The 12220-nt window shown below is 60.6% G+C and carries 15 protein-coding genes; 9 read left to right on the plus strand and 6 right to left on the minus strand.

Going from position 1 to position 12220, the window contains the following annotated elements; translation table 11 throughout:
• Nucleotides 1–55: 55 nt before the first annotated feature.
• Genes scpB through AB4N91_RS18715 form a run of 4 tightly spaced genes read right to left on the minus strand, consistent with a single transcriptional unit; the run spans nucleotide 56 to nucleotide 3382 of the window.
• Nucleotides 56–1042, minus strand: coding sequence for an SMC-Scp complex subunit ScpB (gene scpB / locus AB4N91_RS18700; RefSeq protein WP_077748017.1), 987 nt, complete (start codon nucleotides 1040–1042; stop codon nucleotides 56–58).
• A gap of 11 nt (nucleotides 1043–1053) precedes the next feature.
• Nucleotides 1054–1875, minus strand: a complete 822-nt coding sequence (locus AB4N91_RS18705; RefSeq protein ID WP_010461931.1) for a segregation and condensation protein A — start codon at nucleotides 1873–1875, stop codon at nucleotides 1054–1056.
• The gene (locus AB4N91_RS18710) at nucleotides 1876–2505 is read right to left on the minus strand and encodes an L-threonylcarbamoyladenylate synthase (RefSeq protein WP_010461933.1); all 630 of its coding nucleotides are present in this window, start codon (nucleotides 2503–2505) and stop codon (nucleotides 1876–1878) included.
• Nucleotides 2506–2518: 13 nt separating this feature from the next.
• The gene (locus AB4N91_RS18715; RefSeq protein WP_010461935.1) at nucleotides 2519–3382 is read right to left on the minus strand and encodes a PHP domain-containing protein; all 864 of its coding nucleotides are present in this window, start codon (nucleotides 3380–3382) and stop codon (nucleotides 2519–2521) included.
• 87 nt (nucleotides 3383–3469) lie between these two features.
• Here AB4N91_RS18715 and AB4N91_RS18720 point away from each other — a divergent pair, with 87 nt between their 5' ends.
• From AB4N91_RS18720 to AB4N91_RS18745, 6 genes are all read left to right on the plus strand, one after another.
• Nucleotides 3470–4066, plus strand: a complete 597-nt coding sequence (locus tag AB4N91_RS18720; RefSeq protein WP_077748018.1) for a septation protein A — start codon at nucleotides 3470–3472, stop codon at nucleotides 4064–4066.
• A 1-nt stretch (nucleotide 4067) separates the two neighbouring features.
• A complete protein-coding gene (locus AB4N91_RS18725; RefSeq protein WP_008156126.1) occupies nucleotides 4068–4367 on the plus strand; it encodes a YciI family protein in 300 nt (99 codons plus the stop codon).
• 109 nt (nucleotides 4368–4476) lie between these two features.
• A complete protein-coding gene (locus AB4N91_RS18730) occupies nucleotides 4477–4890 on the plus strand; it encodes a translation initiation factor 2 (protein ID WP_010461943.1) in 414 nt (137 codons plus the stop codon).
• 7 nt (nucleotides 4891–4897) lie between these two features.
• Nucleotides 4898–5575, plus strand: a complete 678-nt coding sequence (locus AB4N91_RS18735; RefSeq protein WP_010461945.1) for a response regulator transcription factor — start codon at nucleotides 4898–4900, stop codon at nucleotides 5573–5575.
• 262 nt (nucleotides 5576–5837) lie between these two features.
• Complete coding sequence (locus AB4N91_RS18740; RefSeq protein WP_077748019.1) at nucleotides 5838–6287, plus strand: Spy/CpxP family protein refolding chaperone; 450 nt, start codon at nucleotides 5838–5840, stop codon at nucleotides 6285–6287.
• A 148-nt stretch (nucleotides 6288–6435) separates the two neighbouring features.
• Complete coding sequence (locus AB4N91_RS18745; RefSeq protein ID WP_010461950.1) at nucleotides 6436–7776, plus strand: sensor histidine kinase; 1341 nt, start codon at nucleotides 6436–6438, stop codon at nucleotides 7774–7776.
• A gap of 89 nt (nucleotides 7777–7865) precedes the next feature.
• Here AB4N91_RS18745 and AB4N91_RS18750 read toward each other — a convergent pair whose 3' ends face one another.
• On the minus strand, nucleotides 7866–8429 hold the full coding sequence (locus AB4N91_RS18750) for an NAD(P)H nitroreductase (protein ID WP_083374762.1): 564 nt from the start codon (nucleotides 8427–8429) through the stop codon (nucleotides 7866–7868).
• A gap of 122 nt (nucleotides 8430–8551) precedes the next feature.
• On the opposite strand from AB4N91_RS18750, the gene AB4N91_RS18755 reads away from it, so the two are divergent.
• Nucleotides 8552–10006 carry a TrkH family potassium uptake protein gene (locus AB4N91_RS18755; protein ID WP_010461954.1) on the plus strand — a complete coding sequence of 485 codons (1455 nt, stop codon included), beginning with the start codon at nucleotides 8552–8554 and terminating at the stop codon, nucleotides 10004–10006.
• Here AB4N91_RS18755 and AB4N91_RS18760 read toward each other — a convergent pair.
• Complete coding sequence (locus tag AB4N91_RS18760; protein ID WP_200667930.1) at nucleotides 9963–11024, minus strand: AraC family transcriptional regulator; 1062 nt, start codon at nucleotides 11022–11024, stop codon at nucleotides 9963–9965. The two genes, AB4N91_RS18755 and AB4N91_RS18760, sit on opposite strands and share 44 nt — an antisense overlap.
• 163 nt (nucleotides 11025–11187) lie before the next feature.
• On the opposite strand from AB4N91_RS18760, the gene AB4N91_RS18765 reads away from it, so the two are divergent.
• Nucleotides 11188–11499 carry an Mpo1-like protein gene (locus AB4N91_RS18765; protein ID WP_010461958.1) on the plus strand — a complete coding sequence of 104 codons (312 nt, stop codon included), beginning with the start codon at nucleotides 11188–11190 and terminating at the stop codon, nucleotides 11497–11499.
• Between the two features lie 99 nt (nucleotides 11500–11598).
• Nucleotides 11599–12189, plus strand: a complete 591-nt coding sequence (locus tag AB4N91_RS18770) for an HD domain-containing protein (RefSeq protein ID WP_460111536.1) — start codon at nucleotides 11599–11601, stop codon at nucleotides 12187–12189.
• Nucleotides 12190–12220 lie beyond the last annotated feature (31 nt).

A 12220-nucleotide genomic window follows, 5' to 3' on the forward strand; every position in this document is an offset into this window, starting at 1 on the left:
TGACCCACCGCTATCGCGAACAGGCTCACTCCCTCAGGGGGAATCGGCGTCCGGGTCAGTCGTCGAATTCGCGGCGTTCGGCTTCGATGGCTTCGGCCAGAGCCCGGGCTTCGGCCTCTTCGTCGCTCAATTCGGGTTCGGGTTTGTGCTGTTCGAGGGCAGCCACAGCAGCCAGAAGTTTCTCCCGCGCTTCGGCGACACCCAGCACGTCATCTTCCAACTCTTCTTCCGGTTCTTCTTCGACTGTGGCTTCAGGCTCGACCTGAAGTTCAACTTCGATTTCAGGCTCAGGCTGATCCAGCACCTCTTCGGAATCCGTCACCGCACTATCACGCAGGATGTCATCGAAGTCGGTCTTGAGCCCCTCTTCCATGGTGTCCAGTTCCAGCAACAGCGTATGGAAACTGGTCTCCTCCTTGGGTTCTTCCGGTTCGGCACTGGCATCCGCCAGTTCCTGCAAGCCTGCCGGTACCGGCGCGTCGTCAAAATCGAGCACCGGATCAGGCTCCAGCTCTCGCAACTCAGCCAGTGGCGGCAAATCGTCGAGGTTCTTCAGGTTGAAGTGGTCGAGAAACGCCTTGGTGGTGGCGAACATCGCCGGTTTGCCAGGCACGTCGCGGTACCCGACGATACGAATCCACTCGCGTTCCAGCAGGGTCTTGACGATGTGACTGTTGACCGCCACGCCCCGCACGTCTTCGATCTCGCCACGGGTGATCGGCTGGCGATAGGCGATCAAGGCGATGGTTTCGAGCATGGCGCGGGAATAACGCTGCGGGCGTTCTTCCCACAAACGGCCTACCCACGGCGAGAACTTTTCGCGGATCTGCAGGCGATACCCGGAGGCCACTTCCTTCAGCTCGAAGGCGCGTCCGTCGCAGGACTTGGCCAGAATCGTCAGGGCTTTCTTGAAGACTGGCGGCTCAGGGCGCTCGCCCTCTTCGAAGAGTTCGAACAGGCGTTCAAGCGATTGCGGTTTTCCCGAGGCCAACAGAAAGGCTTCAAGCAATGGCGCCAGCTCGCGGGGTTCAGTCAGGTTCATGATTCAACTCGTTATTCGGCTCGGGCTCGCACGTGGATCGCCGCGAACGGCTCATTCTGCACCAGCTCGACCAAAGATTCCTTGACCAGTTCGAGGATCGCCATAAAGGTCACCACCACCCCCAGACGTCCTTCTTCAGCGGTGAACAGCTCGACAAAGGGCACGAAACCGCCGCCCTTGAGCCGGTCCAGCACATCGCTCATGCGTTCGCGGGTGGACAATGCCTCGCGACTGACCTGGTGACTTTCGAACATGTCGCCACGGCGCAGGACCTCGGCCATGGACAGCAGCAGCTCTGACAAACGCACGTCCGGCAACAGCTTGCGCGCCCGCGCTTCCGGGGCATCCAGTTTAGGCACCACCACGTCACGCCCGACGCGAGTCAGGCCATCGATGCCTTCGGCCGCCGCCTTGAAGCGTTCGTATTCCTGCAAGCGACGGATCAGTTCGGCGCGCGGGTCATCTTCTTCGTCTTCGATGGTTTCGGCCCGCGGCAACAGCATCCGCGACTTGATCTCGGCCAGCATCGCGGCCATCACCAGGTACTCGGCGGCCAGTTCCAGGCGCACCGACTGCATCAGCTCGACATAGCCCATGTACTGGCGAGTGATTTCCGCCACGGGAATGTCGAGGATGTTGATGTTCTGCTTGCGGATCAGGTACAGCAGCAGGTCGAGGGGCCCCTCGAAGGCTTCGAGAAACACTTCGAGCGCATCCGGCGGGATGTACAGGTCCAGCGGCATTTCCATGACCGCCTGGCCATAGACCATGGCGAAGGGCAGCTCTTGCTGGGCGCCGGCCTGACTGTCGACAACGGGTTCTACTGCAGACATCTACGCCTCGGCCATGAACGGCGTAGGGTCGCCGCAACCGACGCGGATCACTTCCGGCTCGCCGTCGGCGAGGTTGATCACGGTGGACGCCTTGATCCCGCCGAAACCGCCATCGATGATCAGGTCGACCTGATGCTCAAGCAATTGGCGCATTTCGTAAGGATCGCTCATCGGATCGGTGTCGCCGGGCATGATCAGGGTCACGCTCATCAAGGGCTCGCCGAGTTCTTCCAGCAGCGCCAGGGCAATCGGATGGCTCGGCACCCGCAGGCCGATGGTGCGTTTTTTCGGGTGCAACAACAGCCGCGGGACTTCGCGGGTGGCGTTGAGAATGAAGGTGTAAGGCCCCGGCAGGTGCGCCTTGAGCAAGCGGAAGGTGCCCGTGTCGATCTTGGCGAACACCCCCAGTTGCGACAGGTCGCTGCAAATCAGCGCGAAGTTGTGCTTTTCATCCAGCCCACGCAAACGGCGCACGCGATCCACGGCATTCTTGTCGCCGATCTGGCAACCAATGGCGTAGGACGAGTCTGTGGGATAAATCACCACCCCGCCGCCACGGATGATTTCGACAGCCTGTTTGATCAGGCGCGCTTGCGGGTTTTCCGGATGAATCTGGAAAAATTGACTCACATTCTCTACCTGTTCAGACGGCGGCAATAATTGGGTCATGTTTGAATCGACACCACAGTGGTGGCAGATCCTCCGGGAGCGGGCGGTACTCGCCGATCTCGGACCAGCCTCCAGGGCCATGAAAATCACTGCCGGCGCTGACCAGCAGACCGAACTCGCGGGCAAGAATCGCCAGGCTGCCCACTTGCTCGGCGGGCTGATGGCCATTGACCACTTCAATTGCGTGGCCCCCGGCTTGAATATAGTCAGAAATCAGGCGGCGACGCTTGCTGCGAGTGAAATCGTAGTGCCACGGATGCGCCAGGCTGACCCAGGCTTTCGCGGCTCGTAGCGTTTCGACCGTGTCTTCCAGGGTCGGCCAATGCTGCTTGACGTCGCCCAGCTTGCCGGCGCCCAGCCATTTACGGAACGCTTCAGCGCGATCCTTGACGAAACCTTCACGCACCATCCAGTCGGCGAAATGCGGACGGGCCGGCGCATTGCCGCTGTCGCCCAGTTCCTGCTGGATCGCCCGGGCACCTTCCAGCGCGCCGGGCATGCCTTTCAATGCCAGCTTGCGGCTTATTTCTTCGGACCTTAGCCAGCGGCCATCGTGCAATTTAGCGATCGCCTCGACCAACGGTTCGGCATTGACATCAAATCCGTAGCCGAGCACATGAATGGTCGCGCCGCCCCAGGTGCAGGACAATTCGACGCCGTTGACCAGTTGCATCCCCAGCGAGGTCGCCGCACTGCGGGCCTCATCGAGGCCCTCGAGGGTGTCGTGATCGGTCAAGGCCAGGACTCGCACGCCTTTCTCGAACGCACGTGCCACCAGGACAGCAGGCGCGAGAGCGCCATCGGAGGCGGTGCTATGGCAGTGCAAATCAACATTCACGGGGATGTGTTACCTCAAATCAGCTGGCGCTATCGCGCGCCCATATGTTTGTTATTATGCCGCCACATCCTGCTTCTGGCTGCCACTGTGAAACAATTCATCGATTTCATCCCGCTCCTGCTGTTTTTCATCGTTTTCAAAATTGATCCACGGGTCGTCGACATCGGCGGTCATCAACTGACTGTAGGCGGTATTTACAGCGCCACCGCGATGCTGATCATCAGCTCCCTGGTGGTTTACGGTGCGCTGTTCATCAAGCAGCGCAAGCTGGAAAAGAGCCAATGGCTGACCCTCATCGCCTGCCTGGTCTTCGGTAGCCTGACCCTGGCGTTCCACAGCGAAACCTTCCTGAAGTGGAAAGCGCCGGTGGTCAACTGGCTGTTCGCCCTGGCGTTCATTGGCAGCCACTTCATCGGCGAGCAACTGCTGATCAAGCGCATCATGGGCCACGCACTGACCCTGCCGGACCAGGTCTGGACGCGACTGAACATCGCCTGGATCGGCTTTTTCCTGTTTTGCGGTGCTGCCAACCTGTTCGTCGCGTTCACGTTCCAGAGCTACTGGGTCGACTTCAAAGTCTTCGGCAGCCTGGGCATGACGTTGCTGTTCCTGGTCGCACAGGGCATTTACTTGTCCCGTCACCTGCACGACGCCGATACCACCACGCCAAAAACCGAGGACTGACATGCTTTACGCAATCATTGCCACAGACGTCGCCAACTCCCTGGAAGCCCGCCTGGCCGCTCGGCCTGCCCACCTTGAGCGCCTGCAAGTGCTCAAGGGCGAAGGTCGTATCGTATTGGCCGGCCCGCACCCGGCGGTCGACAGCAATGATCCGGGCGCGGCGGGTTTCACCGGCAGCCTGATCGTCGCCGAGTTCGATTCCCTGAGCGCCGCCCAGGCCTGGGCAGATGCGGATCCGTACATCGCTGCGGGCGTCTACGCCAACGTTTCGGTCAAGCCGTTCAAGCAAGTCCTGCCGTAAATCGCGCCCGCGCGATGAACCTTGCCGGTTCATCGCGCGCTCAACGCTCATTATTCTCGTTCGCCGGCCGACAACCTGCCCAATACTCGTATTGGAATCAGGAGTGGCGATGCGCAAAGGTCCGTTGTGTCTGATGTTGGTGACGTTGTCGATGGTAGCGCCGGCCCATGGTGAAGAAAGCGCCGAGGGCGGCAGTACGACGCCGCTGTCGCTGAGCGCCGGCAGCCAGATCACCGAGTTGCAGCAGCGCTTGAAGGTAAGCGAGCAGCAACGGGAAGAACTGAGCAAACAACTGCAAAATACCGACAGTGAACGCGAAAGCGCTCAGCTGGGCCGGTTGCGCCAAGAGAACCAGCGCCTCAAGCTGCAACTCAAGGAAGCCCAGGCGAGCAATCCGCTGCCACGTCTGCTGACTGATCAGCAGCAATGGTTCGTTATCGGTGGTGGAGTTGCGCTATTGGCCCTGCTCTGCGGTATCTTCGCCAGTGGTGCCACCAGAAAACGTCGGCAATGGCTAAATTGAGTGAGTAATGAGCGAGCTGTTATTAATTGATGATGACCAGGAGCTGTGCGAGCTCCTGAGCAGTTGGCTGAGCCAGGAAGGCTTTCAGGTCCGTGCCTGCCACGACGGCCAGAGTGCTCGCCGTGCGCTGGCCGAAACCTCCCCTGCCGCCGTGGTGCTGGACGTGATGCTGCCGGATGGCAGCGGTCTGGAATTGCTCAAGCAATTGCGCAGCGACCATCCGGACCTGCCGGTGCTGATGCTGTCTGCGCGTGGCGAACCACTGGATCGCATCCTCGGCCTGGAACTCGGCGCCGACGATTACCTGGCCAAGCCGTGCGACCCGAGGGAACTGACAGCCCGTCTGCGCGCCGTACTGCGCCGCAGTCATCCGACGGCGGTGTCCAGCCAGCTCGAACTGGGCGACCTGTGCTTCAGCCCGGTGCGTGGCGTGGTCAGCATCGACGAACAGGAATTCACCCTCACCGTCTCCGAAAGCCGTCTGCTCGAAGCCCTGCTCAAGCAACCCGGCGAGCCGCTGGACAAACAGGACCTGGCGCAAATCGCCCTCGGCCGCAAGCTGACCCTGTACGACCGCAGCCTGGACATGCACGTCAGCAACCTGCGCAAAAAAATCGGCCCACACCCCGACGGCCGCCCACGCATCGTTGCCCTGCGTAGCCGCGGTTACTACTACAGCCTCTGAACACCTGGAAGAACCGGATGGGAGCAAACCTGTGGCGAGGGAGCTTGCTCCCGCTGGACTGCGCAGCAGGCCTTCTTTTGGGGCCGCTTCGCAGCCCGACGGGAGCAAGCTCCCTCGCCACAGGTCACTGCCAGCAAAGTTTGTAAGGACGCCACGAAATCGTCTTTACCCAAGCTTTACGCTCCGCTGACCGCCGCTGACCTTGATCTGCGTATTCTGAACTCATCCGGAACGTACCGGGAACGAGACAAGGAGATTCACCATGCGCAAGACTCTTATCGCTCTGATGTTCGCTGCCGCCCTGCCGACCGTTGCCATGGCCATGCCTGAAGGTTCCGGCCCGATGGATGGCCCGATGGACGGCCCGCGCCACGGCGGTCAGATGCACGGCATGCACGGTAAAGGCCCGTACAGCCAGCTGGACCTGAGCCGCGAACAGCGTGAGCAGATCCGCAAAATCATGGGCGAGCAGATGCACGAGCGTAAGCAAGTGGTCGAGAAGTACCTGGAGAAACTCTCGCCGGCCGACCAGAAAGCCATGAAAGATGAAATGGCCGCCAACCACAAAAAAGCCGAAGCCGATGTCCGTGGCCTGCTGAAACCGGATCAACAGAAGAAATTCGACGAGATCCAGAAGAAGAAGGCTGAGCGCCGCGCCGAATGGGCCGAATTCAAGGCGTGGAAAGCGCAACAACCGCAAAAAGCGCAATAATGCACTGACCCCGGACCCGACGGCTAACCCCGTCGGGTCTTTTGCCATTGTAGGACCTGGCGGTGCGGGCAAGTTGGATCGCCGTACCGCTCGCCCCTACAGGTCGGCCCGCTCCCACATGGGATTTGTGATCGTTTGAGGATTTTCTGTGCGCTCATTGTTCTGGCGTATCCTGGCCAGCTTCTGGCTGGCCATCACTCTGGTTGCAGGGCTTTCCATTCTGTTGGGGCACATGCTCAACCAGGACGCGTGGATTCTCAGCCGCCACCCGGGCCTCAACACCCTGGCCGAACAGTGGACGCAAACCTACGAAGCCCAAGGTGAGGAAGCGGCCCAGGACATTCTGGAACAGCGCAAGCGCCAGTATCACATTGACGTTCAGGTGCTCAACGAGAGCGGCGACCCGGTGGTGCGCGGTACCTTTCCCCGGCGTGCGGCGGCTTTCGAAGCACGGCAGAACAACGACGATCGCCGCCTGCCGTGGCGACGCCTGACCGACGAATACACCAGCGCCAAGACCGGCGACACCTACCTGCTTATCTACCGCATCCCGCACCCGGAACTGGACGCCTGGCACCGCGAAAGCCTGCTCTGGCCGCTAAGTGCGCTGGGCATTGCGCTGGTGGTGCTGACCCTCTTCAGCCTGTTCGTGACCTTGTCCATCACTCGCCCGCTGAACCGCTTGCGCGGCGCGGTGCATGACCTTGGGCAAACCACCTATCAGCAGAACAGCCTGGTGAAACTGGCCAACCGGCGCGACGAATTTGGTGTATTGGCCAACGACTTCAACCGCATGGGTGCGCGCCTGCAAAGTCTGATCGGCAGCCAGCGACAGTTACTGCGCGACGTATCCCATGAACTGCGTTCACCGCTGGCGCGACTGCGCATTGCCTTGGCACTGGCCGAACGGGCCACCCCCGAAGAACGGGAGAAGCTCGCGCCACGCTTGACCCGTGAGTGCGATCGACTAGAGGCCTTGATCAGTGAAATCCTGGTACTGGCACGGGTCGATGCCGACAACGCCAGCGCTGAAGAAGTGGATCTGAACGCGCTGCTCAATACGCTGCAAAAAGATGCGCAATTGGCTTCACCGGAGCAGACCGTTCACCTCGACGCCGAACCGCAGCTGAACCTCAAAGGCTGGCCGACGATGATCGAGCGTGCCGTCGATAACCTGCTGCGCAATGCCCAGCGCTTCAATCCCGCAGGGCAGCCGATTGAAATGCAGGCGGTGCGCCAGGGCGAGCGGATTGTGGTCAGCGTCAGGGACCATGGGCCCGGTGTCGATGCCGAGCATTTGAACCTGCTGGGTGAGCCGTTCTATCGGGCGCCGGGGCAGACGGCAGCCGGACATGGCTTGGGATTGGCGATTGCGCGACGCGCGGCAGAACGGCATGGCGGGAGCCTGGTGCTGGCCAATCACCCGCAAGGCGGGTTCATCGCCAGCCTGGAATTACCGTTGGTGCCCGGTGCCGTCGTCCAGCCTTGAAAGCTTCGCGGGCAAGCCTCGCTCCTACAGGTCCTATGCCGAACACACTATCGAGGCACTGATCGTTCCCACGCGCGTGGGAACGATCCTTACTGACCGGGCCAGGCGCTGACGAACTCGGCCAGGTCAACCTTCTCGGCCACGCGCGGTTCTTTCTGCGGTGTGCCCAGGTACAGGAAGGCGATCACCTCTTCTCCTTCCGCCAACCCCAGCCCCTTGGCTACATGCGCCGAATAGGCCAGATCCCCTGTGCGCCACACCGCGCCAATGCCTTGCGCGTAAGCGGCCAGCAGAATCCCGTGAGCGGCACATCCTGCCGCCAGCAATTGCTCGGATTTCGGGTATTTGACGTGGTCCTGCAACCGCGCGATCACCACAACCACCAGCGGTGCGCGCAACGGACCGTTACGTGCCTTGTCCAGCGCCGCCTCGGACACTTCGCTGTCTTGCAGCTTCGCCGCTTCGGCCAGCAACTCGCCCATTTGCTCGCGCGCCGCACCTTCGACTGTCAGGAAGCGCCAAGGCTGCAGGTGGCCGTGGTCCGGCGCACGCATCGCGGCAGAAAACAGCACTTCGCGCTGTTCTGCGGTGGGTGCCGGTTCGAGCAGTCGTGGAACGGAAACACGGTTGAGCAAAGCGTCGAGAGCCTGCATCGGCCACCTCCTGAAAAATATGTGCGGCTATTCTAGCGGTATCTGGCGCGGGGATGCCGGTTTACATGCCCTGCCTCGCAGGTAGAATAGCGGCCTTCCCTTCTTCAGCCCGAGCGGACTTCATGGCGTTGCCGACCTTACGGATTATTGGTTTCATCATCGGCATCTTCCTGATCACGCTGGCCATCGCCATGGTCGTGCCCATGGCCACCCTGGTGATTTTCGAGCGCACGAGCGATCTGCCGTCGTTCCTCTGGGCGAGCATGATTACCTTCGTCGCGGGTTTGGCCCTGGTCATCCCCGGCCGGCCCGAACACATACACTTGCGCCCGCGGGACATGTACTTGCTGACCGTCAGCAGCTGGCTGGTGGTCTGCGTCTTTGCCGCGCTGCCGTTCTTGCTGACCCAGCACATCAGCTACACCGACTCGTTCTTCGAAAGCATGTCCGGTATCACGGCCACCGGCTCAACCGTACTCAACCACCTCGACGACATGTCCCCCGGCATCCTGATGTGGCGCTCGTTGTTGCACTGGATCGGCGGGATCGGCTTTATCGGCATGGCGGTGGCCATTCTGCCGCTGCTGCGCATCGGTGGCATGCGGCTGTTCCAGACCGAGTCGTCGGACCGTTCCGAAAAGGTCATGCCCCGTTCGCACATGGTGGCGCGTTTGATCGTCGCGGCTTATGTGGGCATCACTATTCTCGGCAGCCTGGCGTTCTGGTGGGCCGGAATGAGCCCGTTCGATGCGATCAACCACGCGATGTCAGCGATTTCCACCGGAGGTTTCTCAACGTCCGACCAGTCCCTGGCCAAGTGGACACAACCGGCGGTGCACTGGGTGGCGATTGTCATCATGATTCTCGGCAGCCTGCCATTCACCCTGTACGTGGCGACCTTGCGCGGTAACCGTCGAGCGTTGATCAAGGATCAGCAGGTGCAAGGCTTGCTCGGCATGTTGCTGGTGACCTGGCTGGTGCTCGGCACCTGGTACTGGTGGACCACCCAGCTGCATTGGCTTGAAGCGTTGCGACATGTAGCGCTGAACGTGACTTCGATCGTCACCACGACAGGATTTGCACTGGGGGACTACAGCCTCTGGGGCAACTTCTCGCTGATGCTGTTCTTCTATCTGGGGTTTGTCGGCGGTTGCTCAGGCTCGACGGCTGGCGGGATCAAGATTTTCCGTTTCCAGGTCGCCTACATCCTGCTCAAGGCCAACCTTAACCAATTGATTCATCCGCGCGCGGTGATCAAGCAGAAGTACAACGGCCATCGTCTCGACGAAGAGATCGTGCGTTCGATCCTGACCTTCTCGTTCTTCTTCGCCATCACCATCTGCGTGATTGCCTTGCTGCTGTCGCTGCTCGGCGTCGACTGGATGACCGCCCTGACCGGCGCCGCCAGCACCGTGTCCGGTGTCGGTCCTGGCCTGGGCGAGACCATTGGCCCGGCGGGCAACTTCGCCACCTTGCCGGACGCTGCCAAGTGGATTCTCTCGTTCGGCATGCTGCTGGGCCGACTGGAGATCATTACGGTGTTTGTTCTGTGTATTCCTGCGTTCTGGCGGCACTGACCAGCGCCGGCGTTTCCATCAGCCGCGCCCGGTACTCGCCGGGCGTGGCGTCGAACCAGCGTCGAAAGGCGCGGAAGAAGTTGCTCGGATCGGCAAACCCCAACAGGTAGGCAATTTCCAGCAGGGTCATGGTGGGTTGCGCCAGGTACTGCTCGGCCAGTTCACGTCGCGTGTCGTCGAGCAAGGTTTGAAAACTCGTGCCTTCTTCCTGCAAACGGCGTTGCAAGGTGCGTTGCGACAGGTGCAGCGTCTGCGCCACCGTATCGCGCTTGGGTTCGCCCTGGGGCAGCAAACGGCACAGCACCTGGCGCGCCTTGTGGGTCACGCGGCTCTCGGAAAACCGCGCCAGGTACTCGCCGGCAAACCGGTCGTGCAACAGTGCCATCGCCTCGTTGGCCGTCGGCAGCGGCGCCTCCATGTCGGCGCGTTCGAAGATCAAGGCGTCATAGGGCGCGTTGAACACCAACGGCGCATGGAACGCTTGTTTATAGGGTTCGAGATCGACAGGCTGATCGCCCTGGATCAACACCTTGCGCGGTTGCAACGTGCGCCCGGTCAACCAGCCACACAGCGCCAGCGCGCAGGCCAGCGACGCTTCGGCGCTCTGTCGGGTCGGCGGCAAGTGATCGCCATGCACCGTCAGAATCAGCGCATAACCTTCATCCAGCAGTCGGAAACTCAGGTCGGCACTTTCGGCGATGATCCGCTGATAACGCACCAGCCGCTGAAAGCCTTCGGCCAGGGTCTGACTGGACATCAGTGCGTAGCCAGCCACATGGAAGGACGCCGGTCGCACCACCTTGCCCATGTTCAGGCCAATCGCCGGGTTGCCGGACAGCTCGACCGCGCGCTGCCACAGGCGTGTCATGGAGTCTTGCGGGAAGCGCGCATCCGGATCATCCAGAGACGCGTAGTCGAGCCCCAGCTGCTTGAACAGAACCCGGCAATCCAGGCCGTCCATCTCCAGTGCTTTGACAATCCCCATCGCCCAGCTTGCAGAAGTCGTTCGTTCGCTCATGGCGTTTTCTTACTGTTTTGTGAGCCGTCTACCGCGGCAAGTTTTCGAAGGATACTAAAGTGGCGCCCATTGTCACTGGCTGATGCCAATGATCACTCTAGACTCAAATAAGCTACCCGCAGAACAACTTGCAATCAGAACAACAACCACAGAGATCGCAGTCGTGGAAAACGTCAAACGTTTCAACAGTTTCGCTGAGTTTTACCCGTACTACCTCAGTGAACACAGCAACAGCACCTGTCGACGATTGCATTTTATCGGCACCAGCCTGGTCATCTTCATTCTGGCGCTGACCATCGGCAAAGGTGCCTGGTTGATGTTGCTCGCCTTGCCGCTGGCGGGTTACAGCTTCGCCTGGGTCGGGCATTTCTTTTTCGAGAAGAACCGTCCCGCCACGTTTCAGCATCCTCTTTATAGCCTGCTCGGCGACTTTGTCATGTACCGCGACATGATTCTGGGTCGCGTGCCCTTCTAGGCTCCACTGGCCATCAAAGCGTCCTGCGCAGCCAGTGCGATGCTGGATCCAAGTCCTACACTCAAGACATCCCTTTCGATTAGAACAAGAGGATAGCTGATGAACGCCAATGCACGATTCACCCACATGCAGGATGGCACGCAGGAAGACTGGGCGATCATCGCCGCCGACTTCAGTGCCTACGCCAGGCAGTTGCCGTCACGGATTGTGGCGCACCTGAAATTGCTGGAGGGTGATTCTGGCGGCTTCCCGGTGGATCGGCTGACCCATTCCCTGCAGACCGCCAGCCGTGCCTGGCGCGATGGCCGGGATGAAGAATACGTGGTCTGCGCGCTGCTTCACGACATCGGCGACACGCTCGGTTCCTACAACCATCCGGACATCGCCGCGGCGATCCTCAAGCCGTTCGTCAGTGCCGAAAACCTGTGGATGGTGGAGGAGCATGGGATATTCCAGGGGTATTACTTCTTCCATCACCTGGGAATGGATCGGCATCTGCGCGAACAATTCAGCGGGCATCCGCAGTATCAGGCGACCATCGAGTTCTGCGCCAAATATGACGCGGCGGCGTTTGATCCGGCTTACGAGACGTTACCGCTGAGCTTCTTTGAGCCAATGATGGAGCGCTTGTTTGCGCAACCGAAGCATTCGATCTACAAGGCGGCGATGGAAGAATATTCGCCAGCCTGACAGATCCGGGGGGACCGCTGCGCGGTCCATC

It is taken from the genome of Pseudomonas sp. H3_D04, from assembly GCF_054669175.1.